Raw genomic sequence first — 25,754 nt, 5'->3', positions numbered from 1 at the left:
CGGGGAGCTGATGTTCAATGATCAAAGCCAGCTCTTTTTCCTGCTCAGGGGTCAATCGACGTGGGGCGCCAGGTGAGTATTTCATCTCCAGTCCATCAAGACCGCGCTGGGCGTAGGCATGAATATATATAAGTGGCAATTTTGTTTTACATGGCATTGTTCGCTCTTCTTGTCACCGTGCCAGCTTGTTAGGTGATAAAGTAAAGACGGGACATGGAGGTCGGAAATTCTTTATTACAACCTATATAGTTATAAATAGTTTTCTTGGATCGACCAATAATCGTTGCGATTTCTCCTTTGGTATATCCCTGCAAATGAAGATAAATCGCTTGGTAGCGTTCATATGCTCGTTTACTTTTTGCTTCTTTCATGGCAGTGGACAACTTTTCGATCTCGTCTTTGTGATTTGGCATCATATTTTCTCTCCGTTCCCCTATTTTCTCTTTTATTTATTCGCCGTGGAACGGGAGAAAACCTTTATTTCAATTTATATAGAAGGATTATGAAGATATTGGTTGAAATAAATAAATATAAGGCAAATGTCCTAAGAGAAAATGTCTGATGGAGTCGAATGAAACATGAATGATGTGTATGCTCATACGCCACGGGCAAATGGACAGGAATGGCATCGGTTGGACGAACATTTGGTAAGCGTAGCGGAAATGGCTCAATCATTCGCCGCTCCTTTTCAAGGGGGAAGAGTGGCTTATTTATGCGGCCTTTTGCATGACTTAGGAAAATTCCATCCTCTTTTTCAACAGTATTTGAAAAAGCAAGCAGATGGAGAAATGGGCCAAAGCGTCCCTCATGCGATTTGGGGAGCGGCGTTGATGTACCAAGTGTATTGGAAAAAAACAGGAAATCGACATGCCTGGCAATGGTTTTCGTTGCCGATCGCCGGCCATCATGTGGGTTTGCATTCGTCTCACTATTTATCATCTACCCTTGGACAGAGCTTAAAAGAACAACATTTGCACTTTCGGGAAGTCTTGAAGCAAGCCGAATCGTTCCTAAAGAAATTCGTATTTCCATGCATGCAAAGTGTGGAAAATATTTCTTCGCTTTCTGAAACCGATAGGGAGATGTGGATTCGCCTGATCTTTTCTGCGCTTGTTGACGCTGATTATTTAGATACAGAGCGCCACTTCCAGCCGGAGCTTTCTCCGCTCCGAACGCCTGTGGCTTCGATAACGGATTTATGGAATCAATTTACCGCCGATCAGGAACAATTAACAAGCCGCACGGATGATACAGCGGTGAATCGGATGAGAAGGGAAGTGTATGAGGAATGCGTCCGCTCCGCCTCCAGACCGCAGGGAGTATATCGGTTGACCGTGCCGACCGGAGGGGGGAAGACGAGAAGCAGTTTAGCTTTTGCATTGAAACATGCTGTGGAACATGGACTTGACCGCGTTATTGTCGCCATTCCGTATACAAGCATTATTGAGCAGACGGCGGATGTATACCGCGGCATTTTCGGGAACGATGCGGTGTTGGAGCACCACAGCCAAATTGAGGTGGATGATGAGAAGGAAGAAGCGGATGAAAGGCTCATCCAACAACGCCTCGCTGCGGAAAATTGGGATGCTCCCCTCATTGTCACGACAACCGTGCAGCTGTTTGACAGCCTGTTCAGCAATCGTCCAAGCAAGGTGCGCAAACTGCATAACTTGTCGCGCAGCGTCGTAATTCTCGATGAGGTTCAAACGCTCCCGACAGAACTGCTAAAGCCGACATTAGATGCATTGGCCATGTTGGTGCGTCATTGTCAGACAACCGTTGTCTTATCGAGCGCCACTCAGCCGTTTTTTGAGGAAAGCCGATTTTTGGATGTATTTTCCGAAATAGAGGTCAAAGAAATGTTGCCGTTGCCGACCGTGAATCGTCATTTTCAACAAATGCAGCGGGTGGACTATGAAATATGGAAATCACCCGTTTCATTGCCACAACTTGTCCGTTTCATTCGAGAACAAAAGCAATTATTGGTTGTCTTTAACACGAGAAAAGAGGCGAAAGAGTGCGTCGAGCTCCTTCAAGAAGATGATGGGGTATTCCATCTTTCCACCCTTCTTTGCAGCGCGCATCGTCGCCGAATTTTAGAGGAAGTTCGTGAACGTCTAAAGAAAAATCAACCTGTCCGCCTCATCAGTACACAAGTGGTGGAAGCAGGGGTTGATTTAGATTTTCCGATTGTCATGCGGCAAATGGGGCCCCTCGACCGGATTGTCCAAGCGGCAGGACGCTGCAATCGCGAAGGAAAAATGGATAAAGGAAACGTGATTATTTTTGAAACAGAAGACATGCCAAGCCCAAGAGGATCGTATCGAACAGCGACGGAAACAGCACGGTTCTTATTGGCACAACGCCATCCTGATGATTTGCACGATCCCAATATATTTCGGGAATATTTCCGTCGTTTATTCGCCTCGGTGGATGTGGATTCGAAAAACATCCAAAAAGATCGGGAAATGCTTGATTATCCATTAGTTGCCGAAAAGTATCGCCTTATTGATCAGGATACGGTTTCCGTCATCGTTCCATATGAGGAGGCGTCGGAATACTTGCGAATGTGGGAATCTTCTCCGTCCCGCTATTCGTTTCGCCGTTTGCAGCCATATATGGTTCAGTTGTATCGTTTTGAGGCGGAAAAGAAAGAAAAGGACGGATGGCTGCGGGAAGTGGCGGACAATGTCTATGAATGGCTTGGTGACTATGATGAACGGATCGGAATTAAAGAAGAAGTTTACGATCCACTCAGTTTGATTGGATAGAAATGGCGATGGAAAGGAGACATGAAATGCAACGTCAAGCGAAAGTGCAGGTGAAAGTGTGGGGAGAATATGCCTGTTTTACAAGACCGGAATTTAAAGTCGAGCGCATCAGTTATCCGGTGATGACGCCGAGCGCAGCGCGGGGGATATTGGAAGCGATTTTTTGGAAACCGGAATTTCGTTATGAAATTCGCCAAATCGGGATTTTGAGTTTAGGGGGTCAGCAGGCGATTTTGCGTAACGAACTTAAAAACAAACAAGGTAAAAAACCAATTTTGATTGAAAACGATCGTGCTCAACGAACAAGCTTGATTTTAAAAAACGTTGCTTATTGGGTTGTTGCGGATATCGTTTTAACAGGACGAGCAGTGGATCCAGTCGCCAAATATCGTGACCAGTTTAACCGCAGGATTGAAAGGGGGCAGTATTATCATACGCCATATTTAGGAACAAGGGAATTTGCTGCCAATTTTTCACCTATAAACGAAAAGGATGTCGTGCAGCCTATTGATATGGATATCGGCACAATGTTGTTCGATCTCGCTTTTATCGAAGACAAATCCAGAAAAGAAATGGAGTTTCTCCGTCATGATGAAACAGGAACGCGAGCGGTGGCTGGATTCGCAAAGCCCATCTTTTTTGAGGCAAAAGTAGAAAACGGCTGGATGCATATTCCGAAAGAAAGATATCAACAGTTATATGTATTGGAGGGCCAAGATGCTTTACGAGTTGATTGAGTTGGCGGATCAGTTGCAGAGGAAAAAGAAAATGCCTCCTCTTTGCTATGAAAAAAAACTGATTAATTGGATTATCGATTTAAGCGGAGCGACCCCTTATTTAAAAGGCCCATTTGAAAAAGGGGAGTATCGCATGATTGAAGCTCCTATTCGACAGAGATCGGGACAATTGTCCGAGAATAATGTGAAACCATATTTATTAGTGGACGATGCGCGATATGTGTTGGGAGTTCCAGAAAATAACGAACCAAAAAAGATTCGTGAAGCACAGCTTGCGCATCAGGAATATGTGAGACTCATAGAAGAGGCCTATGATCATACAAATATGGCAGAGTTAAAAAGAGTTCTTGACTTTCTTCAAAGCTCTTTGAAAGAGCAGTTTTTTTCATCGATCAGGCCAAGAGATATTGTTACATTTCAAGTAAATGAAGAATCGCTGATTTGCGAGCATCCGAAAATCCAGCAGTTTTGGGTTCAACATTTAGAACAAGAGCTGGCGTCTAACGATAAAAACAATTGTGCGATTTGCAGAAACTACGCTCCTTATGTGCGCATTTTTCCAAGTGTGATTTCATTATTTGGCCAACGGTGCATACTGACAAGCTTTAAGGAAAAAGCCTTTAAATCGATGGGGAAAGACCAGACGAATAATGCGCCTATATGTTTTCAGTGCGCAACGTTGACTGTAGACGTTTTTAATTACTTGTTACGGGAAGATAAACATCATGCAGAGTTATATAGAGACAAAAAAAAGAGAGACGATTTGCAAGCTCAAATGGCTGTATATTGGATCAATGATTCCATGAATGAAGGGGAACGAGGAGAAATTCAAATCGACGAGAGTGTGCTCGCTTCTATACTTGAATCAGGATCCTTTGAAGACGGGACAAACAACTTAACACCTCCCCCTGAGCTAAAGCAGCTCGAGGAATTGCTTGCCCTCCCAAAAACAGGGCGCGAGCAGGCATTGCATTTAGACAAGACGTTTTTTCATATGGCTGTCCTTTCGGCCAATAAAGCGAGATTAGTCGTTCGCGAATGGATTCACACATCGATTTCTCAATTGCTGATGCATTTGGAGAGGTATGTGGCCGCTGTGCGCATCGTTCAACCGACTGGGGAAAAAGGCTATTTATTGCCGTTGGGAGTCTTGATTCGCGCTGTCGACATGTCTCCAGGGTTGGTGCGGCAATGTTTGCGCATGATTTATCAAGGGGCTTTGCCGCCCGCTGAATTGCTGCCGTTAGCGCTTCAACGTTTCCGCTCTTTGAAAGTATTGAGTGATCCGAAGGAAACGTGGAGATATCATTCATCAGCCAGTTTGATAAAACTCGTTCTCACATATGGAAAGGAGGAAGCAAATACAATGCAATCGTTAAACAACCATTGCTTGCAGCCGGCTTATATTTGTGGACGATTATTGGCCGTATTGGAAGAAATTCAACGGCGCGCTTCAGGATACCGAATTGGAAGCACAATCGTTGATCGATTTTATGGCGCGGCTTCTACAGCTCCAGCATCGACATTCGGTTCATTGCTGAGGCTTTCGACAACCGCTCATCTGCCGAAAGTGTCTGTTGAGCTTGGCCGTTTGCTCGAAGAAGTGATGAAACAGTTGGATGAAGCTGGCGGTTTTCCAACGATTTTCAATTTGAGAGAACAAGCAGAGTTCGCGCTCGGTTTTTATCATCAACGTGCTGAATTCCGCAGTCGCCATCAAGCCAATCAAACAAAAGAAACGGGGGAAAGCCAGTGATGGAGCGCTATATTGATCCGACAAAACGTCACGAATTTGTGTTGCTTTTTGATGTCAAAGATGGGAATCCAAATGGGGATCCAGATGCGGGCAACATGCCGCGTGTCGATCCGGAAACGATGCACGGCATTGTGACCGACGTCGCTATCAAGCGGAAAATTCGCGATTACGTCGCGATGGTATTAGGCAAACCGATTTTTATTCAAAGCCAAACAGCTTTAAACACCATCATTTTTCAAGCATATCAAGACGTCGGAGTGAAACTGGCGACGATTGAGCTGAATGAAGAAGAAAAAGAAAATGGGGAATTGATGAATTGGCTTTCACAGCTTGAGGAACAAGGATTGGTGCTCGAAGACAATCGGGTGATCTATACTGGCGAGGACGTCAAGGATAAGGATATTCGGGAAAAATTAACGGAAGGATTAGAAGAAGCCGGTCTTAAAAAACAGCTGGAAAAGTCATTGCGAAATATGGCGAAACGTTTGGCACAGGCGGCAAATAATATGAAAATTGATGACCAAACACGCCAAAATGCGCAAAAGGCTTTATGCCAAAAGTACTATGATGTCCGCATGTTCGGGGCTGTGATGTCAACAGGGTTGAATGCTGGTCAAGTGCGCGGGCCGATGCAGCTGACATTTTCTCGCTCAATTGATCCGGTATTTCCATGGGATTTGACCATCACACGCTCCGCGATCACCAAAGAATCGGATCGCCGCAGAAAACAAACGGAAATGGGAAGAAAACCGTTAATTCCATACGGGTTGTATCGATTGCATGGATTCTACAATCCATTTTTAGGAGAAAAAACAGGGGTTACGGCGGAAGATTTAGCTGATTTTTGGGATGCGCTCGTTCATTTATTTGCATTTGACCATTCTGCGGCTAGAGGAGAAATGAATGTCAGAGCACTGTATATTTTTAGCCATGAAAATGCGAAAGGATCAGCCCCAGCTCATAAACTGTTTGACTTGGTGAAAGTCGAGCGCCGCCAACAGGAAGCGCCAAGGTCATTCCATGACTATGTTTTGCTCGGACCGGCAGATGAGGGGCAAAAAGACGTTTTTCTTGAAGGGTTTTCTGGAGTCACCGTGACGCGCCTCGTATAAAACGTTGGCGAAAGGGTTGGTTTTATGCAGTGGAGTGAAGATGAGTGGATTATGTTATCGGCTTTGCAACATTATGTGTACTGCCCGCGTCAATGTGCATTGATTCATCTCGAACAGACTTTTGAGGAGAATGTTTTTACACTGAGAGGGAATCGGGTGCATGAACGGGTAGACAGACCCGAAGGAGAACAGTTGGGAGACAGAAGAGTAGAGCGTGCTTTGCCAATCTGGTCGGAACGTTTGGGGATTATAGGAAAAGCAGATTGTGTAGAATTTCTTCCTGATGGAACGCCATATCCAGTGGAATACAAAGCCGGAAAACGAAAAACGAAAGAGGCGGATATGGTGCAGTTGGCGGCTCAAGCTCTCTGCCTAGAAGAAATGTTCGATCGACCGGTGGCAAAGGGGGCCTTATACTATTATCAGTCAAGAAGACGGTTGGAAGTGGACGTGACCAAGCCTTTGCGGCGACTTGTGGAAGAAACGATACAAAATGTAAGAGAAATGTTGGGAAAAGACCGATTGCCGCCGCCCGTCAATGATGCACGATGCCGTGATTGCTCGTTGCAGGACGTTTGCATGCCACAGGTTCCTGCGAACGTAGCCGCTTGGATAAGCGAGGAGAACGATCATGATTAAAGTATTGTTGAATACGTTATACGTTCAAACGCAACAGTCGTATATACGGCTTGATCATGAAACCATTGTCGTTGAGGTGGAAGGGGCAAAGACATTGCAAGTCCCTATCCACCATATTGGCGCCATTGTCATGTTTGGACATGTTTCGATCAGCCCGTATTTGCTTGGCAAATGTGTCAACCAAGGCATTTCTGTCATTTGGTATGATGCATATGGCCGTTTTTTGGCCCGAGCCACTGGAAGAACAAATGGAAATGTATTGCTTCGAAGAGCACAACATCAACTATTGGAAAATGAGAAAAAGATGCTCCATATTGCTTCGCGTTTTGTATCCGGTAAAATTCGCAACAGCAAAAGCGTGCTGCAACGGGCGATGCGTGATTATCCAGAGCAGCGAGCGAGGTTGGAGCAATCTGTAAAGCAACTAGACCAAAGTTTACGCAATATTGGAAAGCAATCGACATTGGATGAACTGCGGGGAGTCGAGGGATACGCCTCATCCGTCTACTTTGAAGCGTTCGCATCGCTCATACGGTCAGATGAGGACGGATTTTTTGCCTTTACCGTACGGTCTCGGAGGCCTCCCCGCGATCCGGTCAATGCTTGTTTATCATTTGCTTACAGCATTTTAACACAAGACTGTATCTCGGCATTGGAGGGAGTGGGGCTTGATCCGCAAATCGGTTATTTGCATGCGTTGCGGCCTGGGAAGCCATCATTAGGTTTGGATCTTGTTGAAGAATTTCGGCCTTACTTGGCTGATCGATTTGTTCTGACATTAATCAACCGGAGGCAACTGGATAAAAGCCATTTTGACATGCGCCCAGGCGGAGCTGTATTTTTGAATGAAAAGGGGAGAAAAACCTTTTTGGCTGCTTATCAAAAACGGAAACAAGAAGAAATCCAGCACCCGATTATCAATCAAAAAGTTCCACTAGGGTTGTTGCCTCACGTACATGCTCGATTATTAGCTCGACATTTACGGGGAGATATTGAGGAGTACACTCCATTTATCATGAGGTGATCATGATTGGATATTTTAGTGACATATGATGTAGAAACATTAGAACCAAGCGGTCAAAAACGGTTGCGAAAAGTGGCGACCATTTGCCAAAATTTTGGTCAGCGGGTGCAAAAATCAGTGTTCGAATGCAGCGTTAGTCAAGCGCAGCTAGAAGAAATGGAGCATCAATTGTTGCGCGTCATTGACTTGGAAAAAGATAGTTTGCGGATATATACATTGTACGGCAGCCGGTCAAAGGCGGTTCGTGTCTATGGAAAAGATTATTACGTTGATTATAATGATCCCATCATTTTGTAATGACAAAGATGACAAAATGCCGATGATATGTGCGGCAAGAAGAGAATGATGCGCGAACATAAAGCGATGCTGAAAAAGAAGGGGGATCGCGATGGGCGGAAAAGCTGGTTATAAAGCCGAAGAGGGAAAATGGATCTGTGATCATTATGACTTTGCCCCAAACAGAATGCGTAAGTTCGCGTTTTTATATCTTGAAATGCGCTCAACACAAGATATCTAAACGCGGGCGGTTGCACCCGGCTATTAAGCCGGGTGAGGATTGAAACACAAGATGATGAGTTTGATGTGGAAGTGTATCGAGTTGCACCCGGCTATTAAGCCGGGTGAGGATTGAAACACCGAAGGGGAAACGTGGGAATCCCCCACTTCCGTTGCACCCGGCTATTAAGCCGGGTGAGGATTGAAACAGTCAAATCGGCTCTTGGATTGCCTGTCATCGCTCGTTGCACCCGGCTATTAAGCCGGGTGAGGATTGAAACGGGATGTGGTACTTGTCTTGGTATTCAGCCGTCGGTGTTGCACCCGGCTATTAAGCCGGGTGAGGATTGAAACGATTTACGGTATCCAAACCAGCGCAGGAATGGCCAGTTGCACCCGGCTATTAAGCCGGGTGAGGATTGAAACAAGCTTAGATAGGCCCGACGAGCATTAGCCATATGCGTTGCACCCGGCTATTAAGCCGGGTGAGGATTGAAACCTCATAGATTTCTCCTTTGGCCGGGTCAATCGCCGTTGCACCCGGCTATTAAGCCGGGTGAGGATTGAAACTCATCTTTATAATATTTTGATGAACCTATATTATAGTTGCACCCGGCTATTAAGCCGGGTGAGGATTGAAACAATTTCAGCGTCTCGCAATAGACGATTGCATCGACGTTGCACCCGGCTATTAAGCCGGGTGAGGATTGAAACACAATCTCATGATTCATGCCGGCGGTGTTCAAAGTTGCACCCGGCTATTAAGCCGGGTGAGGATTGAAACTTGGACGGGTCGATGATCCACTACGACCGATATTGTTGCACCCGGCTATTAAGCCAGGTGAGGATTGAAACATTCGTCTCAAAGGTCTAATTAAAGGTGGAACAATGTTGCACCCGGCTATTAAGCCGGGTGAGGATTGAAACTAACTCACACATCTTTTTCAATTGCACAGCAGTCGGTTGCACCCGGCTATTAAGCCGGGTGAGGATTGAAACAAATTTGGTCAGGCCAAGCAGGAATTTGCCGCTTGCTGTCGAATTCATGTTCACGAAAATTGTTGCTTCACCTTCTCCACATCTTCTTGAAACTTCTCATGTGTTTTCGCCAGCACTTCTTCGAAGACGCCGTCGAGCCGCTGTTCGAGGACGGCGATTCCTTCCCCGGTGATTCCGCCTTTGACGCACACTTTTTCCTGCAGCGTCGGGAGCGTGTACAAGTTTTGCTTCAACAATTCCCCAAGACCGATGATCATGTCAGTTGCCAGCATCGTCGCCTGTTCTTTCGTGATGGCGGTTTTGGCCGCTGCGGCGTCGATGAAGCGTTGCAGCAAATAGCTGAAAAACGCCGGACCGCAGCTGGAGATGTCGGAAGCGACGCGGGTGATGGCCTCATCGATATACACCGGCGAGGCGATGCGCCGGAGAAGATCATCGATCGTTTGCCGGCAGTCGGCCGAACAGCGTGATCCGATTGTGATGAGTATGCTGCCGGAGAGCGCGCGGTTTGTGATGCTCGGAATGGCGCGCACGACTTGGCAAGGGACGGCTGTTTCAAGCTGTTTTACGCTGATCGGGCTTGTGATCGACACAAGGCAATGCTCCTTTGTCCAGTGCGGGGCCAGCTGCTGCAACAATGGGTGGATGTCGAGCGGTTTGACGCATAAAAAAACGAGACTGGATTGTTTGACGACTTCAGCCGCATCGGCAACCACTGCCATGCCGGGATGCGCGCGTTGTATCGCGAACGCTTTCGCAAGCGTACGGTTCGTGATGACGAGCTGATCCGCTTTCACGGCGCCGGAGTCGAGGAACGCTTCGATTAAGATGGTGCCCATATTCCCCGTGCCGATGACGCCGATGTTCATGTGTTGTCCCCCCTCCCGGTTTTGGTTCACCGGAAATCTCTTTTTTGATATGTATGAGAAAAAGGCTCGGTTTATGACTTGAGATGGAAAGGATGGGATCGTATGTGGGAGCATGTGCAGGAGCTTGGCAAACGGTATGGAAAAGTCGGGATGTTCTTGTTGTTTGCCGCGGCGGCGGGGTTATGGGTGTTTCATCATCCGACGGATGAAAAGGGGCAAGTCGTTTTGCCGGCGGCGGCTGAAACGGATGCCACCCGGACGGAAGAAAAAAAGAACGAGGCGTCAAAAACCGCTGTGGTGGATGTGAAAGGGGCGGTCGCGAACCCCGGAGTGTATGAGGTGGCGACGGACGCTCGCGTTCGCGATGCCATCGCCCTAGCTGGCGGATTAGCGGATGAGGCGGATGAAACGAAAGTCAATTTGGCGGCGAAAGTGCATGATGAAATGATGATTTACGTGCCGAAAAAAGGCGAGGCCGCACCGGCGTCAAATGCCGTCGGCAAGTCTCCAAGCGATGGGGATCGAAACGGGATGCAAGTGGCCATCAATACGGCGACGGAAGAGGAGTTGATGCAGCTTCCCGGCATCGGACCGGCGAAGGCAAACGCGATCATCGCCTATCGTGAAGAACACGGGCCGTTTCGGCGGGTGGAGGATTTGTTGAATGTGACTGGAATTGGTGAAAAAACGCTGGAGAAATTGAAGCCGTATTTGCTTGTTCCGTAAGCGAGGCGGGGGAGGGCAATGCTTCTTCATTTATGGCGGATCAAGGCTGCTGTGGACGTTTTTCGGCGTTGACGGGGGCAAGAGGCAGTGGGTAGACTAAAAGCATGGACACGAGCGGAGGGATGGAAAATGGAACGCATCACATGGGATCAATACTTTATGGCGCAAAGCCATTTGCTTGCGCTGCGCAGCACGTGCACGAGGCTCGCCGTCGGAGCGACGATCGTGCGCGATAAGCGCATCATCGCCGGCGGGTACAACGGGTCGATCGCCGGCGGCGCCCATTGCATTGATGAGGGGTGCTACGTCATTGACGGTCATTGTGTGCGGACGATTCACGCCGAAATGAACGCGATTTTGCAATGCGCCAAGTTCGGCGTCCCGACCGAGGGGGCGGAGATGTATGTCACTCATTTTCCGTGCTTGCATTGCTGCAAGGCGATCATTCAAAGCGGCATCCGCGCGGTCTATTACGCCCAAGACTACAAAAACCACCCGTACGCCTTGGAGCTGTTTGCTCAAGCTGGCGTCCGTCTCGTGCAAGTGCCGCTGAAAATGGATGTGTTCGCCTTGCTTTCCGGCGGCGGGGAATCATGAAAGGACAAGCCGTCTATCCCGCTGCGGCGGCGCTTTTGGCCGTCGCGGCGGCCTCGCCGTCCCCAACCGCCTGTCTTCTCCTCGTTGTGTATCTCCTTCTTCTTTTCATCCGCCGGCCGCACTGTTTCCTTCCTTCTCTCGTTGCCGCTCTCTCCTTTTTTGCCTATTTTCTCATCGTTGACTATCATAACAACACTTCCCTTTCCGGCGGCCGTCATTCGCTTTCCGTTCGTTTTTCCGCCGCGCCGGCAATTGACGGTGATCGATTGCAGGCGGCGGTGCAAGCTGGCAAGGAGCGGGTGCAGCTCCGTTACATCATTCGGACGGCTGCGGAAAAAGAGACGCTGCAAGCGCACCTGGTGCCTGGAACGGTATGCCGCGTCACCGGAACGCTTGAGCGCCCGATGCCAGCTGGTAATCCGTATGCGTTTGATTACCGCCTTTATTTGCGCCGCCACCGCATTCATTGGCTCTTTCTCCCTGAGGCGATCGATCTCTCTGCTTGCATGCGCGTCCGTCCCACTATCATCGAACGTCTTGAAGCCATTCGCGAGGCTGGCGTCCGCCGCATTGAAGCCCGGTTTCCGCCGGAAGCGGCTGGCATCGCCGCTGCACTGATTTATGGGGAGCAGCGCACCCTTGATGAGTCGGTCCTTGAAGGGTATCAGCAGCTCGGTCTCATCCATCTGCTAGCCATTTCAGGAGGGCATGTCACGCTGCTGATTGGCGCTGGTTTTGCCGGTGCGATTCGCTTCGTGACGAGGGAAGCCGTGCTGGCAGGGCTGTTGGCGTTTTTGCCTGTGTACGCCGTTCTCGCTGGCGCTTCGCCGTCGGTGCTGCGCGCTTGTGCGACTGGGATGATGGTGTTGGCCGTTCAGTGGAAAAAAGGAAGGATCCATCCGCTGGATGCGTTGAGTTGGACAACGCTTGCCTTGCTCGTCTTTGATCCCTATATGGTTTGGGATGTCGGTTTTCAGCTGTCGTTTCTTGTCACATTTGCTCTTCTTGCCCATGTGTCGGTGCTCGCCTCTGCTCGTTCGATGCTCCAAAACTTGCTTCAGACCGCGCTCGCCGCTCAGCTTGCCGCACTGCCGATTTTGCTTTACCATTTTTATGAAATTTCTGTTTGGAGCATAGGGCTGAATGTCTTCTTCGTCCCTTGGTATTCATTTGTCATTTTGCCACTCGCGTTTCTATCTGCAGTTTTTCCCTTTTCTCCGTTCATTTGGCTGTTTAGCCGTCTCATTGAGCTGACAGACGCGGTTGTCTATTTTTTCGCGGCCGATCACCCGTTTATGCTTGTGCTCGGCCGTCCGGGGCCGTGGTGCTTAGCTGGCTATCTGACGGCCATCACGGCGGCGTTTTTGGATTGGGAACGCGGCCGCCTGATCCGCGGATTGACAGCGGTGGCGGCGGCGACGGCGCTTCAGCTGACCGCCCCATACGTGGATCCGCACGGGGAAGTGACGGTATTGGATGTTGGGCAGGGGGACTGTATTTATATTGAGCTTCCTTATCGAAAAGCAGTTTATCTCATTGACACGGGCGGGGCGGCAGAATGGGGAAAGGAATCGTGGCGCAGGCGGGCTCACCCGTTTTCCGTCGGCCGCGATGTCGTCGTCCCGTTTTTAAAAGCGCAAGGGGTGCGAACGATCGATAAGCTCATATTGACGCACGATGATGCCGACCATATCGGGTCCGCTCCTGAGGTGTTCGAAGCGGTCAAGGTGAAGGAAATGGTCACAAGCCCGGGGGCGCTGCCGCGCGTCCAAAAGATGGCGCGCCCGTTTTCCGGGCCGGTCCGCACCGCTGTGCGGGGAGAAAGATGGACAGAGGGAGGCGTGCAGTTCATTGTGCTCCACCCAGAAAAAGGCAACAACGAGGACAACAACGGCTCGCTTGTGTTGCTCGCCCGTCTCGGCGGCTTGATATGGCTGTTTGCTGGGGACATCGAAGAAGAGGCAGAACAGGCGCTCATCGATGCTTATCCGACGCTGCGTGCCGATGTATTGAAAGTCGCCCACCACGGCAGCAAAACGTCGACAACAGAGCCGTTTTTGCGGACAATCAAGCCGCGAGCGGCCATCATTTCCGTCGGGCGCTACAATCGCTACGGGCATCCGTCCTCCGAGGTGCTTATGCTGCTTAGGCAACAGCGGACGATCGTTTGGCGGACGGATGAAAACGGAGCCATTCGCTATGTGTATGGCGAAAACGGTGGAACCTTTCAGGTGATGAAACCATAAGATGTAGTGCACAAAAAAGCGGAACGTTTCAGCCAAAACAAAAAATAAGGATTGCTTATGTAAGCAATCCTTATCGACCGAAAAATTCGATCAACGTGGCGATGATGAACATGGTAGCGAAAAAGCCGAACGACACGATGAATCCGACGGCGGAATCGACGGCGTCATTTCGTTGGCTTTGCACTTCCTTTTCAAATACGTTCATCGTTTTCCCCCTCCTCGTTCAATCATTTTTAGTATAGACGAAAACGTGTGAAAAATCTACCGCCGCCCGCTTGTTTTCCTTCCTTGACAACAGTTGACACAAATACTTTCAAACGGCTGGGAAAACATAAAAATAACCCGCTGGCCAATAAGGTCCTAGGACTTGTCGGCTGGCGTTTATATAAAGGGGAACCGGTTTTCTCGACGGCCGGTTCCCTTGTAAAATGACGAAAAACGGTGTATCTTTCTAGAAGAGACTTTCGCTTGGAAATGGAGAAGGGAACATGTTGGAACGTGTATGGGGAAACATGGAAAAACGGCGGTTTTCTCCGCTTTATTTATTATATGGCAGCGAGCCGTTTTTATTAACGGAAACGTATGACCGTCTCGTCAAGGCGGCTCTTAGCGAGGAGGAGCGCGAGTGGAATCTGGCCGTGTACGACTGCGAGGAAACGCCGGTCGAGGCGGCGCTTGAGGAGGCGGAGACGGTGCCGTTTTTCGGCGAGCGGCGCGTCATTTTGGTGAAGAATCCATATTTTTTTACGGCGGAAAAGGACAAAGAGATCGAGCACGATTTGGCTAAGCTGGAGAACTATTTCAGGGCGCCGGCGCCGTTCTCGATCGTCGTCTTTTTGGCGCCGTATGACAAGCTCGATGAGCGGAAAAGAATTACCAAGCTCGCCAAGGAGCAGTGCGAAGTTGTGGCCGCCGCCCCGCTTCAGGAAGCGGAGCTGCGCGCTTGGGTGCGCCGCCGGTTGGAAAGCCAAGGAGCATCGGTGGCCGAGGAAGCCATTGAGCTGCTTTTGCAGCGGGCCGGAACGCGGTTGTCCGCGCTGGCGAACGAAATCGACAAGCTCGCTTTGTTTGCCGGACCGGGCGGAGTGGTGGATGAGGCGGCCGTCGAGCAGCTTGTCGCTCGCACGCCGGAAGAAAACGTCTTTGCGCTTGTCGAACAAGTGGCGAGGCGCGATATCCCGGGAGCATTGCAGACGTTTTACGATTTGCTTGAACATAATGAGGAGCCGATCAAAATTTTGGCGTTGCTTGCAAGCCATTTCCGCCTGTTGGCGCAAGTGAAATGGCTCGCCCAAACAGGTTATGGGCAGACGCAAATCGCTTCGGCCCTCAACGTGCATCCGTTCCGCGTCAAGCTCGCCCTTGCCCAAGCCGCCCGCTTTTCCGATGCGGAGCTGACGGAAGCGATCACCGAGCTGGCCGCCGCTGATTATGACGTAAAAAGCGGAGCCATGGACCGCCGGTTGGCCGTTGAGCTGTTGTTGATGCGTTGGGGCGCTCGCCCGGGGCGGAAAAGCCAGCGATAAAAAGCATGCGCCGTTGGCTTTTTTGCCGTCTGCTTCGCCTGCATGGCGGCGCCACAAAGAAAAAAGAGGGAACAAAAAAACGACCTGGCGCCAGGTCGTTTTTCATTAGGAAGCTTGAATGCTGTTCAATTTTTTCGCTAAGCGCGATTTTTGCCGGCTGGCGGCATTTTTATGGATAAGGCCTTTGCTCGCGGCTTTGTCTAATTTTTTCGACGCGACAATGAACGCTTCTTTCGCTTTTTCCACGTCTTTCAATTCAACGAGCGCTTCAAATTTTTTGATAGCCGTGCGCATGGCCGATTTCATCGAGGCGTTGTGGGCCCGACGTTTTTCGCTCGTTTTCGCGCGTTTGATCGCCGATTTAATGTTCGCCACGTCCGTTCACCTCCGTTATCGTTCCGATTTTTGCTCTGAACAAGAACAAGTGTTATTCTATCAAACGTGTTTTGATTATGCAAGAGTGTTCAAGCAAAAATCCTTTACGAAATATGAATGACGGCGCTTCATTGCGGCGACAATAAAAGAAAACGGCACAAGGAGGAACGACATGAAACAGCCGCTCGATTTGCGCATGTATTCGGTGCGCACCGACTTGGCGATCGAGGCGCATGAAATTGCGGTCGAGGAGCGTTTGCAACAAAAAAAGGAAGGCGCCTCCTCGATTGAGGGGGTCATCATCCGCGACCAAGAGATCGATGGCGTCAAGCTGTCGCACGTGCACGTCACAGAACAAGGAGCGGCATCGATCGGCAAAAAGCCGGGCCATTATGTGACGATTGAGACGCAAGGCATCCGTGAACAAAATACGGAATTGCAGCAAAAAGTGCAGCGTATTTTTTCGGAACAACTGAGCGCCTTTTTACAACGGCTCCGCATTCCCGAGCAAGCGAGCTGCCTAATTGTCGGGCTTGGCAACCAAAACGTCACGCCGGATGCGCTTGGGCCGCTGACGGTGGAAAACGTGCTTGTCACCCGTCATCTGTTTCAATTGCAGCCGGAAAGTGTTGAGGAAGGATTTCGCCCGGTGAGCGCCCTCGCTCCAGGGGTGATGGGAACGACCGGCATTGAGACGAGCGATATTATTGATGGCGTCGTCCGGAAAACGAAGCCGGATTTTGTCATCGTCATCGATGCGCTGGCCGCCCGTTCAATCGAACGGGTCAACGCGACGATCCAAATTTCCGACACCGGCATCCACCCCGGCTCGGGCGTTGGCAATAAGCGGAAAGAACTGAGCTACGAGACGCTCGGCATCCCGGTCATCTCGATCGGCGTCCCGACGGTCGTCGATGCCGTTTCGATCACAAGCGATACGATCGATTTCATTTTAAAGCATTTCGGCCGCGAAATGCGCGAAAGCCAGCGGCCGTCAAGCGCGCTGGCTCCGGCCGGCTGGGCGTTCGGGCGCAAAAAGAAGCTGACGGAGCAAGATATGCCGTCGCCAACCGAACGGTCGACGTTTCTCGGCATGATCGGCACGCTTGGTGATGAAGAAAAGCGGCGTCTGATTTACGAAGTGCTCGCCCCGCTCGGTCATAACTTAATGGTGACGCCAAAAGAGGTCGATTCGTTCATCGGCGATATGGCGAACTTACTGGCCGGCGGCTTGAACGCGGCGCTGCACCGGCAGGTTGACCAAGGCAACGTCGGCTCTTACACCCACTAGACAAAAAACGGTTCTATCTTTCCTGGCTTGGCCATACGTTAAAGTGAGGAGACAAGCCGGGAAAGGGTGGGAATATGAAACGATGGCGCTCCCCCAATGTCGTGATCGCCGTTCCAGGAGCCAGCTTAAAAAAACTGTTTATGCTCATCATCCTTGGATGCATGATGATGTTTATGCTCGTCGGAGCGCTTACGTCGCTGCGGCCCGAATACCGTCCGTCGTCATCATCGCTGAACGATATGGCCGCCCATTTTCCGGAAGAGATGTTCATTCGCCTGTTTGGGCTCGAAAACCGGTATTTTCTCCAAATGCTTCCAAAAGAGCGGCAACAGACGAACTATTCATCGCTGTTGTTCCGCTTGGCGACAAGCATCAACCCCGACGATCCGCGCAGCTTGCTCGGCAGCGAGCTGCCGGGCTTTGCCTTGTATGACAGCAAAATTTTAATCGCCGGAGAAGGGACCGACTACACGAACATCCCGTATGAGTCGGCGCCGCCGCTGGAAGTGATGTTTGCCGAGCGGCAGGCGTCGGTCGAGGAGCTTGAGCAAGCCGAGCAAACCCAAGACGAAAAAGCGCTCCCTCCCCCGAAGCAAACGACGCAAGGCCGAAAAGTCGTCTATATTTACCATACACATACGCGCGAGTCGTATTTGCCGGCTTTAAAAGGCGTAACCGATCCAAATTTGGCGTTTCATTGGAGCGTGAATGTGACCAAAGTCGGGGAGAAATTGATGGAAGAATTGGAGAAGAGGGGCATCGGCGCGCAAGTGAACAAAACCGACATCGAAGCGGAGCTGTTGAAAAAAGGAATGACATACACACAGGCGTATAACATGTCGCGGCAGACGGTCGTGGCAGCGATGAAGCAAAACCGTGACTTGCAATATTTTATTGACATTCACCGCGATGCGCATCGCCGGAAGTATACGACCACGACGATCAACGGTGTTGATTACGCGCGCGTGGCGTTTATCGTCGGCGGTGAGAACGCGGAATACGAAAAAAACTTGCAGCTGGCGACCGAGCTGCACCATTTGCTGCAGAAGAAATACCCGGGGTTGAGCCGCGGGGTCATTAAGAAGCAAGGAACAGGAACCGATGGGAAATTTAACCAAGATTTATCCAGGAACGCCATTTTAGTGGAGTTTGGCGGCGTCGACAATACGTTCGCCGAGCTGTTCCGTTCGGCTGCGGCCTTTGCCGATGTGTTCAGCGAGTATTATTGGCAGGCGGAAAAAGTCGAGGCGCCGGCTCCGGCGGAGAAAAAGTAAAAAGGGGCATCGCATATGGCAAGATGGTTCATCCGGTTTAGCGCAGCGCTTTTCCTCTTGTTTTTTGGCGTGCTGCTCGGCATGCAGCAGGCGCACCGCGGCATTGAGAAGATGCGCGGCTATGCAGATCCGTCGCTTCCCGCCGTCATTGATCTCGAGAAAAACGGAAACGGGGAGATTGAGGCAGCCGTGTTCGGGCAGACAGTGGCGGCGGGCGATTTGCAGAAAAAACAAGAAGTGGTTCGGGAACTGAAAACGTTCAACCTCTTTTCTGAACTCGGCCGGCGGCTGGCCGATGGCGCAACCGCGCTTGTGGAAACGTTGCTGTCATTCGCTGGGCGGGCCGTCGACTAAATCGGTCCGCCGCTTTCGGCGCGGCGCCGGCAGACGATTCACCGCCTCGTATGGGCGGCTTTTTTGTTTGTCATTGAATCTTCTCTCCTCTGTTGCTATAATCAAAGCTAGTGTAGTTTTGCGAAAAAGCAGGAGTGAGAGACGATGAACCGGGAAGAACGGTTGAAACGGCAGGAACGGATTCGCAACTTTTCCATTATCGCTCACATTGACCACGGAAAATCGACGCTTGCGGACCGCATTTTGGAAAAAACAGGCGCGCTGTCGGAGCGCGAGTTGCGCGAGCAGACGTTGGACATGATGGATCTTGAGCGCGAGCGCGGCATTACGATCAAATTGAATGCGGTCCAGTTGACATACAAAGCGAAAAATGGCGAGGAGTATATTTTCCATTTGATCGATACGCCGGGCCATGTCGATTTTACGTACGAAGTGTCGCGCAGCTTGGCGGCCTGCGAGGGAGCGATTTTGGTCGTCGATGCGGCGCAAGGCATCGAAGCGCAGACGCTTGCAAATGTGTATTTAGCGATCGATAACAACTTGGAAATTTTGCCTGTTATTAACAAAATTGATTTGCCAAGCGCCGAACCGGAGCGCGTCCGCCAAGAAATCGAGGACGTCATCGGCCTCGATGCGTCTGAAGCCGTGCTCGCTTCAGCGAAAGTCGGCATCGGCATTGAAGAAATCTTGGAACAAATCGTGGAGAAAATTCCCGCTCCGTCGGGCGATCCAGACGCGCCGCTGAAAGCGCTCATTTTCGACTCGCTTTACGACCCGTACCGCGGCGTTGTCGCGTATGTCCGCATTGTCGACGGGACGGTGAAGCCGGGCCAGCGCATTAAAATGATGTCGACCGGCAAAGAATTTGAAGTGACCGAAGTCGGCGTCTTTACGCCGAAACAAAAAATCGTCGACGAGCTCACGGTCGGCGATGTCGGCTATTTGACAGCGTCCATTAAAAATGTCAAAGATACGCGTGTCGGCGATACGATCACCGACGCCGAACGGCCGGCCGCCGAGCCGCTCCCCGGCTACCGGAAGCTCAACCCGATGGTGTTTTGCGGCATGTATCCGATCGATACGGCGCGCTACAATGACTTGCGCGAGGCGCTCGAGAAGCTGCAATTGAACGATGCGGCGCTCCACTTTGAGCCGGAAACGTCGCAGGCGCTTGGGTTCGGCTTCCGCTGTGGGTTTCTCGGCTTGCTGCATATGGAAATCATTCAAGAGCGGATTGAGCGCGAGTTTCATATCGACTTAATTACGACGGCTCCGAGCGTCGTCTACAAAGTTCATTTGACCGATGGCACCGAAGTTTCGGTCGACAATCCGACGAACATGCCGGATCCACAGAAAATCGACCGCATCGAAGAGCCGTATGTGAAGGCGACGATCATGGTGCCGAACGACTACGTCGGGCCGGTCATGGAGCTGTGCCAAGGAAAGCGCGGCACGTTCGTTGATATGCAATATTTGGACGAAAAGCGGGTCATGCTGATTTATGACATTCCGCTGTCGGAAATCGTGTACGACTTTTTTGACGCCTTAAAGTCGAACACGAAAGGGTACGCGTCATTCGACTATGAGTTGATCGGCTATCGGCCGTCCAATCTTGTCAAAATGGACATTTTGTTGAATGGCGAAAAAATTGACGCTTTGTCGTTTATCGTCCATCGCGAGGCGGCGTACGAACGCGGCAAAGTGATCGTGGAAAAACTGAAAGACTTAATTCCGCGCCAGCAGTTTGAGGTGCCGGTGCAAGCCGCCATCGGCAACAAAATCATCGCCCGCTCGACGATCAAGGCGCTGCGCAAAAACGTGCTCGCCAAATGTTACGGCGGCGACGTGTCACGGAAGCGGAAGCTGCTCGAGAAGCAAAAGGAAGGAAAAAAACGGATGAAACAAATCGGCTCGGTCGAAGTGCCGCAAGAAGCGTTTATGGCTGTCTTGAAAATCGACGACCAGAAAAAATGACGGGCAAGGCTGTCTCCTTCGGGGATGGCCTTGTTTGTTTATCGCCATGCGACGCTGACGGGAAGATGAGGGACGGCAGTCCGGCTGCAGCCGAAGGGAGGATGACGATGGCAACATCAGCATATTTTCACATTCCGTTTTGCGCCCATATTTGCCATTATTGCGATTTTAACAAAGTGTTTGCTGCCGGTCAGCCGATTGACGACTATTTGCGGGCGATGGACAAGGAAATGGCGCGGACGGCGGCCGAGTTCGGCAACCGTCTTGAGACGCTGTTTATCGGCGGCGGCACGCCGACGGTGCTGGAGCCGGCGCAGCTTGGGCGCTTGCTTGAGAGCATTCACCGCCATTTTCAGTTTGATCCGCAAACGGCTGAATTTACGGTTGAGGCGAACCCGGATGGGCTGACGAAAGAAAAACTCGCCGTTCTCCGCGAAGCCGGGGTCAATCGGTTGAGCCTTGGGGTGCAGACGTTTGATGACCGGCTTCTGCAAGCGATCGGCCGCACGCACCGGCGCGGGGATATCGTGCAGGCGGTAGAGCGGGCGAGGGAGGCCGGGTTTGCCAACATCAGCCTCGATCTGATGTACGGGCTTCCCGGGCAGACGCTTGAGCAGTTTCTCGCCGATTTGGACGCCGCGTTTTCGCTTCACGTTCCGCACCTCTCCGCCTATTCGCTTATCCTTGAGCCGAAAACGATCTTTTACAACGAGTGGCGCAAGGGCCGACTCCATCTCCCGGGAGAAGAGGCGGAAGCGGCCATGTACGAAGCGGCGATGGAGCGAACCGAAGCGTGCGGCTACCAGCAGTATGAAATCAGCAATTACGCGTTTCCGGGGTTTGAAAGCCGTCACAACCTCACTTATTGGAACAACGAAGAGTATTACGGCATCGGCGCCGGGGCGCACAGCTATATCGGCGGGGTGCGGCGCGCCAATATCGGTCCGGTCCGCCATTACATCGCCAAGGTGGACAACGGCGAATGGCCGCACCGCGATGTGCACCGGTTGACGCTTCAAGAGCAAATGGAAGAGGAAATGTTTTTAGGGTTGCGCAAAACGGAAGGAGTGTCGAAAGCTCGCTTCCGGCAAAAGTTTGGCCGCGATATGCACGATATCTTCGGCAAGGCGATCCGCGCCGAAGTGGAAAACGGGCGCTTGGAAGAAACGGAGACCCACGTCCGCTTGACAAAGCGCGGCAAGCTGCTCGGCAACGAAGTGTTCGCCGCCTTTCTCGGCGAAATGTAAAGATTGACATTTGCCGGGCGATTTGTTACCCTAGTAATAGATTTAGCACTCGAATTGATCGAGTGCTAATAGAGGTGAGAAACGTGTTAACGGACCGCCAACTGCTGATTTTGCAGGTGATTATCGACGATTTCATTCGTTCCGGGCAGCCGGTCGGTTCGCGGACGTTATCGAAAAAGCACCAAATTGCGTTCAGTTCAGCGACGATTCGCAATGAAATGGCGGATTTGGAAGAGCTCGGCTACATTGAAAAAACGCACATTTCCTCTGGCCGCGTGCCGTCGGAAAAAGGGTATCGGTACTACGTCGACCATCTGCTGCCGCCGCAGCGGCTGACAAGAGCCGATATTCAGAAAATCCGCTCCGTGTTTGCCGAACGCATCTATGAGCTCGAGAAGCTGATGCAAAAGTCGGCGCAAATTTTATCCGACTTGACGAACTACACGTCGATCGCCCTCGGTCCGGCGTTTAAAGAAAGCAAACTGAAGCGAATGCAAATCGTTCCGCTCAACGAGCAGACGGCTGTGGCCATCGTTGTGACCGATACCGGCCATGTCGAAAACCGGGTCGTGACGATTCCGCCATCGGTCAACGCCGGCGACCTTGAAAAGATGGTCAACATTTTGAACGGGCGGCTCAGCGGCGTTCCGCTCATCGATTTAAAAGAAAAAATCAAGACGGAAGTGGCCGATGTGCTGCGCCGGCACATCCGCAATTATGACAGCCTGCTCAATATGCTGATCGACACGCTCGATCTTCCTGAAGAGGAGAAAATGTTTTTCGCCGGCACAGCCAACATGCTCAATCAGCCGGAATTCAGCGACATTGAAAAAGTGCGCCCGCTTCTGAACATCATTGAGCAGGAAAAAGACATTTACCGTCTGCTTCGCAAGCAAAGCCAAAAAGGGGTGCAGGTGTCGATCGGCCGGGAAAACGAATTGCACGGCATGGAAAACTGCAGCCTCATTACGGCGACATACTCGGTCGGCGAGGAGCCGCTCGGAACGATCGCGATTCTCGGGCCGACGCGAATGGAGTATTCGCGCGTCATCACGGTGTTGAACCGCGTCGCTTCCGATTTGTCGGCCGCGCTGACGAAATGGTATCAAAATCAGTAACAATGGCCATATTGGTTAACGGATGGATTCGCCAATCCATCCGTTCCTTGTGGCCATTGATACATAGAATGACGAGCCCGAAGGGGAGGTGAAGGCAATGGAACAAGGAGACAAACGTGCTGGTCAAGCTACATACAACGAGCCGGAGATGGAACAGCCGGCATCGGCGGAAGAGGCAGGCGTGCCACCGGAAGGCGAAAGGGACGACGCTAGGCAAAACGATGCCGCCGGGCAAGGCGATGGGAAGCCGGCGGAGGCTTCCGCGGGGGCCGAACCTGCCGGGGAGGAGCGCGCCGAGACAGAGGAGCTGGCTGCCGCCAAAGCGCAAGTAGCGGAGCTGGAAGCGAAGCTGGCTGAGATGGAACACCGCTATCTCCGCCTGTATGCCGATTTTGAAAACTTCCGCCGCCGGACGCGCCAAGAGCTGGAAGCGGCTGAAAAATACCGCGCCCAAAGTTTGGCGAGCGATTTGCTTCCGGTGCTCGACAACTTTGAGCGCGCGTTGAAAATAGAGACGGAAAACGAGCAGGCAAAATCGATTTTGCAAGGAATGGAGATGGTGTATCGCTCGCTTTTGGACGCCTTGAAAAAAGAAGGCGTCGAGGCGATTGAGGCGGTCGGAAAACCGTTTGACCCCCATCTGCATCAGGCGGTCATGCAGACGGACGAAGATGGCTATGAGCCGAATACAGTCGTCGAAGAGCTGCAAAAAGGCTACAAGCTGAAAGACCGCATTCTCCGTCCTGCGATGGTCAAAGTCAGCCAATAACGGAAATGGAGGGTGATGAGCGATGAGTAAAATTATCGGCATTGACTTAGGAACAACGAACTCTTGCGTCGCCGTGCTCGAAGGCGGCGAGGCGAAAGTCATCCCGAACCCGGAAGGAAACCGCACGACCCCATCGGTCGTGGCGTTCAAAAACGGGGAGCGCTTAGTGGGCGAAGTCGCCAAACGGCAGGCGATCACGAACCCGAACACGATCATCTCGATCAAGCGCCATATGGGCACGGACTACAAAGTGGAGATTGAAGGAAAGCAATATACGCCGCAAGAAATTTCAGCCATCATTTTGCAATATTTGAAATCGTACGCCGAAGACTACTTGGGCGAACCGGTGACGCGGGCGGTCATTACGGTGCCGGCCTATTTCAACGACGCGCAGCGCCAAGCGACGAAAGACGCCGGCCGCATCGCCGGGCTTGAAGTCGAGCGCATCATCAACGAGCCGACGGCAGCAGCGCTTGCTTACGGCCTCGACAAAGAAGAGGACCAAACGATTCTCGTCTATGACTTGGGCGGCGGAACGTTTGACGTTTCGATTTTGGAGCTTGGCGACGGCGTCTTTGAAGTGAAAGCGACCGCCGGCGACAACCATTTGGGCGGCGACGATTTCGACCAAGTGATCATCGATTATTTGGTCAATCAGTTCAAACAAGAGCACGGCATCGATTTGTCCAAAGACAAAATGGCGCTCCAGCGCTTGAAAGATGCGGCTGAAAAGGCGAAAAAAGAACTGTCGGGCGTGACGCAGACGCAAATTTCGCTGCCGTTTATCAGCGCCAATGAAAACGGTCCGCTTCACTTGGAAACGACGCTCACGCGGGCGAAGTTTGAAGAACTGTCCGCCCACCTCGTTGAACGGACGATGGGGCCGGTTCGCCAGGCGCTGCAAGATGCCGGCTTGACGCCTGCCGATATTGACAAAGTCATTTTGGTTGGCGGTTCGACCCGCATTCCAGCTGTCCAGGAAGCGATTAAGCGCGAGCTTGGCAAAGAGCCGCATAAAGGCGTCAATCCGGACGAAGTCGTGGCGATCGGCGCCGCGATCCAAGGCGGGGTCATTGCCGGCGAAGTGAAAGATGTCGTCTTGCTTGACGTCACACCGCTGTCGCTCGGCATTGAGACGATGGGCGGCGTATTTACGAAATTGATCGAGCGGAACACGACCATTCCGACAAGCAAGTCGCAAGTGTTCACAACAGCCGCCGACAACCAAACGACCGTAGACATTCATGTGCTGCAAGGGGAGCGTCCGATGGCGGCGGACAACAAAACGCTCGGCCGCTTCCAGCTGACTGGGATTCCGCCGGCGCCGCGCGGCGTGCCGCAAATTGAAGTGACGTTTGACATTGACGCCAACGGCATCGTCCATGTGCGCGCGAAAGACTTGGGGACGAACAAAGAACAGTCGATCACGATCAAATCGTCGTCCGGCCTGTCGGAAGAAGAAATCCAGCGCATGATCAAAGAGGCGGAAGAAAACGCCGAAGCCGACCGGAAGCGGAAAGAGGCTGCCGAACTGCGCAATGAAGCGGACCAGCTTATTTTCACGACAGAAAAAACGTTAAAAGAAGTCGAAGGAAAAGTGAGCGCCGATGAGATCAAGAAAGCGCAAGAGGCAAAAGATGCGTTGAAGGCGGCGCTTGAGAAAAACGACATCGATGACATCCGCAAGAAAAAAGACGCGCTGCAGGAAGCGGTGCAGCAGCTGTCGATCAAGCTGTATGAGCAAGCGGCGAAACAGGCGCAAGACGCTGGAGCGCAAGCCGACGCGGCCAAACGGGACAACGTTGTTGATGCGGAATTTGAGGAAGTGAAGGATGACAAATAATGCTGCCGAAAG

General features: G+C 51.4%; 23 protein-coding genes, 1 pseudogene and 1 CRISPR repeat array. Of the genes and pseudogenes, 20 read left to right on the top strand and 4 right to left on the bottom strand.

The window, feature by feature from the left end; genetic code table 11:
* Positions 1–242: 242 nt before the first annotated feature.
* A pseudogene (locus tag ETC02_RS10820) lies at positions 243–416 on the bottom strand (terminase gpP N-terminus-related DNA-binding protein); the annotation flags it as partial.
* A gap of 162 nt (positions 417–578) precedes the next feature.
* Here ETC02_RS10820 and ETC02_RS10815 point away from each other — a divergent pair.
* The 8 genes from ETC02_RS10815 to ETC02_RS18085 all read left to right on the top strand — a co-directional run bounded on the left by ETC02_RS10815 (position 579) and on the right by ETC02_RS18085 (position 8,556).
* A complete protein-coding gene (locus ETC02_RS10815; protein ID WP_047818728.1) occupies positions 579–2,771 on the top strand; it encodes a CRISPR-associated helicase/endonuclease Cas3 in 2,193 nt (730 codons plus the stop codon).
* A 26-nt stretch (positions 2,772–2,797) separates the two neighbouring features.
* A complete protein-coding gene (gene cas5c / locus ETC02_RS10810) occupies positions 2,798–3,508 on the top strand; it encodes a type I-C CRISPR-associated protein Cas5c (protein ID WP_063330856.1) in 711 nt (236 codons plus the stop codon).
* A complete protein-coding gene (gene cas8c / locus ETC02_RS10805) occupies positions 3,489–5,264 on the top strand; it encodes a type I-C CRISPR-associated protein Cas8c/Csd1 (protein ID WP_227412609.1) in 1,776 nt (591 codons plus the stop codon). Before cas5c ends, cas8c begins: the two co-directional genes overlap by 20 nt.
* The gene (gene cas7c, locus ETC02_RS10800; protein WP_049625190.1) at positions 5,264–6,376 is read left to right on the top strand and encodes a type I-C CRISPR-associated protein Cas7/Csd2; all 1,113 of its coding nucleotides are present in this window, start codon (positions 5,264–5,266) and stop codon (positions 6,374–6,376) included. The genes cas8c and cas7c overlap by 1 nt, the downstream gene beginning before the upstream one ends.
* Before the next feature lie 24 nt (positions 6,377–6,400).
* Complete coding sequence (cas4, locus tag ETC02_RS10795; protein ID WP_047818725.1) at positions 6,401–7,015, top strand: CRISPR-associated protein Cas4; 615 nt, start codon at positions 6,401–6,403, stop codon at positions 7,013–7,015.
* On the top strand, positions 7,008–8,039 hold the full coding sequence (gene cas1c / locus ETC02_RS10790; RefSeq protein WP_049625189.1) for a type I-C CRISPR-associated endonuclease Cas1c: 1,032 nt from the start codon (positions 7,008–7,010) through the stop codon (positions 8,037–8,039). The genes cas4 and cas1c overlap by 8 nt, the downstream gene beginning before the upstream one ends.
* Before the next feature lie 6 nt (positions 8,040–8,045).
* The gene (cas2, locus tag ETC02_RS10785) at positions 8,046–8,336 is read left to right on the top strand and encodes a CRISPR-associated endonuclease Cas2 (RefSeq protein ID WP_025949257.1); all 291 of its coding nucleotides are present in this window, start codon (positions 8,046–8,048) and stop codon (positions 8,334–8,336) included.
* A gap of 91 nt (positions 8,337–8,427) precedes the next feature.
* Complete coding sequence (locus ETC02_RS18085; RefSeq protein WP_255408620.1) at positions 8,428–8,556, top strand: hypothetical protein; 129 nt, start codon at positions 8,428–8,430, stop codon at positions 8,554–8,556.
* Positions 8,557–8,565: 9 nt separating this feature from the next.
* Positions 8,566–9,533: direct repeats of the CRISPR family, unit length 37 nt; unit sequence GTTGCACCCGGCTATTAAGCCGGGTGAGGATTGAAAC.
* Positions 9,534–9,583: 50 nt separating this feature from the next.
* On the opposite strand, the gene comER is transcribed toward ETC02_RS18085, so the two are convergent.
* Positions 9,584–10,402: a late competence protein ComER gene (gene comER, locus ETC02_RS10780; RefSeq protein ID WP_050367571.1), complete on the bottom strand. Its 819-nt coding sequence runs from the start codon at positions 10,400–10,402 to the stop codon at positions 9,584–9,586.
* Between the two features lie 102 nt (positions 10,403–10,504).
* Here comER and ETC02_RS10775 point away from each other — a divergent pair, with 102 nt between their 5' ends.
* The 3 genes from ETC02_RS10775 to ETC02_RS10765 all read left to right on the top strand — a co-directional run bounded on the left by ETC02_RS10775 (position 10,505) and on the right by ETC02_RS10765 (position 13,971).
* Positions 10,505–11,128: a helix-hairpin-helix domain-containing protein gene (locus tag ETC02_RS10775; protein WP_171698264.1), complete on the top strand. Its 624-nt coding sequence runs from the start codon at positions 10,505–10,507 to the stop codon at positions 11,126–11,128.
* Positions 11,129–11,257: 129 nt separating this feature from the next.
* Positions 11,258–11,725, top strand: a complete 468-nt coding sequence (locus ETC02_RS10770; RefSeq protein WP_033009609.1) for a ComE operon protein 2 — start codon at positions 11,258–11,260, stop codon at positions 11,723–11,725.
* Positions 11,722–13,971, top strand: coding sequence for a DNA internalization-related competence protein ComEC/Rec2 (locus ETC02_RS10765; protein ID WP_050367569.1), 2,250 nt, complete (start codon positions 11,722–11,724; stop codon positions 13,969–13,971). Before ETC02_RS10770 ends, ETC02_RS10765 begins: the two co-directional genes overlap by 4 nt.
* A 70-nt stretch (positions 13,972–14,041) precedes the next feature.
* On the opposite strand, the gene ETC02_RS10760 is transcribed toward ETC02_RS10765, so the two are convergent.
* Positions 14,042–14,176, bottom strand: a complete 135-nt coding sequence (locus ETC02_RS10760) for a YqzM family protein (protein ID WP_011231993.1) — start codon at positions 14,174–14,176, stop codon at positions 14,042–14,044.
* A gap of 283 nt (positions 14,177–14,459) precedes the next feature.
* Here ETC02_RS10760 and holA point away from each other — a divergent pair, with 283 nt between their 5' ends.
* Positions 14,460–15,497, top strand: a complete 1,038-nt coding sequence (gene holA / locus ETC02_RS10755) for a DNA polymerase III subunit delta (RefSeq protein ID WP_063211681.1) — start codon at positions 14,460–14,462, stop codon at positions 15,495–15,497.
* A 105-nt stretch (positions 15,498–15,602) separates the two neighbouring features.
* Here holA and rpsT read toward each other — a convergent pair whose 3' ends face one another.
* Positions 15,603–15,872, bottom strand: a complete 270-nt coding sequence (gene rpsT, locus ETC02_RS10750; RefSeq protein WP_055357967.1) for a 30S ribosomal protein S20 — start codon at positions 15,870–15,872, stop codon at positions 15,603–15,605.
* A gap of 172 nt (positions 15,873–16,044) precedes the next feature.
* Between rpsT and gpr the strand changes: the two genes are divergently transcribed.
* From gpr to dnaK, 8 genes are all read left to right on the top strand, one after another.
* Positions 16,045–17,163 (top strand): GPR endopeptidase, encoded by a 1,119-nt coding sequence (gpr, locus tag ETC02_RS10745; RefSeq protein ID WP_063211683.1) that lies wholly within the window; start codon positions 16,045–16,047, stop codon positions 17,161–17,163.
* A gap of 74 nt (positions 17,164–17,237) precedes the next feature.
* Positions 17,238–18,437: a stage II sporulation protein P gene (spoIIP, locus tag ETC02_RS10740; RefSeq protein WP_171698263.1), complete on the top strand. Its 1,200-nt coding sequence runs from the start codon at positions 17,238–17,240 to the stop codon at positions 18,435–18,437.
* A 15-nt stretch (positions 18,438–18,452) separates the two neighbouring features.
* Positions 18,453–18,791: a DUF3679 domain-containing protein gene (locus ETC02_RS10735; protein ID WP_033009625.1), complete on the top strand. Its 339-nt coding sequence runs from the start codon at positions 18,453–18,455 to the stop codon at positions 18,789–18,791.
* A 144-nt stretch (positions 18,792–18,935) separates the two neighbouring features.
* Positions 18,936–20,765: a translation elongation factor 4 gene (gene lepA, locus ETC02_RS10730; protein ID WP_033009627.1), complete on the top strand. Its 1,830-nt coding sequence runs from the start codon at positions 18,936–18,938 to the stop codon at positions 20,763–20,765.
* A 107-nt stretch (positions 20,766–20,872) separates the two neighbouring features.
* Positions 20,873–22,012 carry a radical SAM family heme chaperone HemW gene (gene hemW / locus ETC02_RS10725; protein WP_033009628.1) on the top strand — a complete coding sequence of 380 codons (1,140 nt, stop codon included), beginning with the start codon at positions 20,873–20,875 and terminating at the stop codon, positions 22,010–22,012.
* 83 nt (positions 22,013–22,095) lie between these two features.
* The gene (gene hrcA / locus ETC02_RS10720) at positions 22,096–23,130 is read left to right on the top strand and encodes a heat-inducible transcriptional repressor HrcA (RefSeq protein WP_047818719.1); all 1,035 of its coding nucleotides are present in this window, start codon (positions 22,096–22,098) and stop codon (positions 23,128–23,130) included.
* A 97-nt stretch (positions 23,131–23,227) separates the two neighbouring features.
* Positions 23,228–23,899, top strand: coding sequence for a nucleotide exchange factor GrpE (gene grpE, locus ETC02_RS10715; protein WP_033014705.1), 672 nt, complete (start codon positions 23,228–23,230; stop codon positions 23,897–23,899).
* Positions 23,900–23,921: 22 nt separating this feature from the next.
* Positions 23,922–25,742 carry a molecular chaperone DnaK gene (gene dnaK, locus ETC02_RS10710; protein WP_033009632.1) on the top strand — a complete coding sequence of 607 codons (1,821 nt, stop codon included), beginning with the start codon at positions 23,922–23,924 and terminating at the stop codon, positions 25,740–25,742.
* The last annotated feature ends 12 nt before the right edge of the window (positions 25,743–25,754 follow it).

It is taken from the genome of Geobacillus sp. DSP4a, from assembly GCF_013096875.1.
In the GTDB taxonomy this organism is placed as follows: Bacteria; Bacillota; Bacilli; order Bacillales; family Anoxybacillaceae; genus Geobacillus; species Geobacillus thermophilus.
This window is presented reverse-complemented; position numbering and strand designations above follow the sequence as displayed.

Bases quoted from the DNA above. Each gene is read 5' to 3' on its own strand.
- ETC02_RS10775 (WP_171698264.1), top strand. From the start codon at position 10,505: ATGTGGGAGCATGTGCAGGAGCTTGGCAAACGGTATGGAAAAGTCGGG.
- ETC02_RS10770 (WP_033009609.1), top strand. From the start codon at position 11,258: ATGGAACGCATCACATGGGATCAATACTTTATGGCGCAAAGCCATTTG.
- cas4 (WP_047818725.1), top strand. From the start codon at position 6,401: ATGCAGTGGAGTGAAGATGAGTGGATTATGTTATCGGCTTTGCAACAT.
- ETC02_RS10765 (WP_050367569.1), top strand. From the start codon at position 11,722: ATGAAAGGACAAGCCGTCTATCCCGCTGCGGCGGCGCTTTTGGCCGTC.
- cas7c (WP_049625190.1), top strand. From the start codon at position 5,264: ATGGAGCGCTATATTGATCCGACAAAACGTCACGAATTTGTGTTGCTT.
- comER (WP_050367571.1), bottom strand. From the start codon at position 10,402: ATGAACATCGGCGTCATCGGCACGGGGAATATGGGCACCATCTTAATC.
- hemW (WP_033009628.1), top strand. From the start codon at position 20,873: ATGGCAACATCAGCATATTTTCACATTCCGTTTTGCGCCCATATTTGC.
- gpr (WP_063211683.1), top strand. From the start codon at position 16,045: ATGAAACAGCCGCTCGATTTGCGCATGTATTCGGTGCGCACCGACTTG.
- dnaK (WP_033009632.1), top strand. From the start codon at position 23,922: ATGAGTAAAATTATCGGCATTGACTTAGGAACAACGAACTCTTGCGTC.
- spoIIP (WP_171698263.1), top strand. From the start codon at position 17,238: ATGAAACGATGGCGCTCCCCCAATGTCGTGATCGCCGTTCCAGGAGCC.
- ETC02_RS10735 (WP_033009625.1), top strand. From the start codon at position 18,453: ATGGCAAGATGGTTCATCCGGTTTAGCGCAGCGCTTTTCCTCTTGTTT.
- ETC02_RS10815 (WP_047818728.1), top strand. From the start codon at position 579: ATGAATGATGTGTATGCTCATACGCCACGGGCAAATGGACAGGAATGG.
- grpE (WP_033014705.1), top strand. From the start codon at position 23,228: ATGGAACAAGGAGACAAACGTGCTGGTCAAGCTACATACAACGAGCCG.
- cas8c (WP_227412609.1), top strand. From the start codon at position 3,489: ATGCTTTACGAGTTGATTGAGTTGGCGGATCAGTTGCAGAGGAAAAAG.
- cas1c (WP_049625189.1), top strand. From the start codon at position 7,008: ATGATTAAAGTATTGTTGAATACGTTATACGTTCAAACGCAACAGTCG.
- ETC02_RS18085 (WP_255408620.1), top strand. From the start codon at position 8,428: ATGGGCGGAAAAGCTGGTTATAAAGCCGAAGAGGGAAAATGGATCTGT.
- cas5c (WP_063330856.1), top strand. From the start codon at position 2,798: ATGCAACGTCAAGCGAAAGTGCAGGTGAAAGTGTGGGGAGAATATGCC.
- ETC02_RS10760 (WP_011231993.1), bottom strand. From the start codon at position 14,176: ATGAACGTATTTGAAAAGGAAGTGCAAAGCCAACGAAATGACGCCGTC.
- holA (WP_063211681.1), top strand. From the start codon at position 14,460: ATGTTGGAACGTGTATGGGGAAACATGGAAAAACGGCGGTTTTCTCCG.
- lepA (WP_033009627.1), top strand. From the start codon at position 18,936: ATGAACCGGGAAGAACGGTTGAAACGGCAGGAACGGATTCGCAACTTT.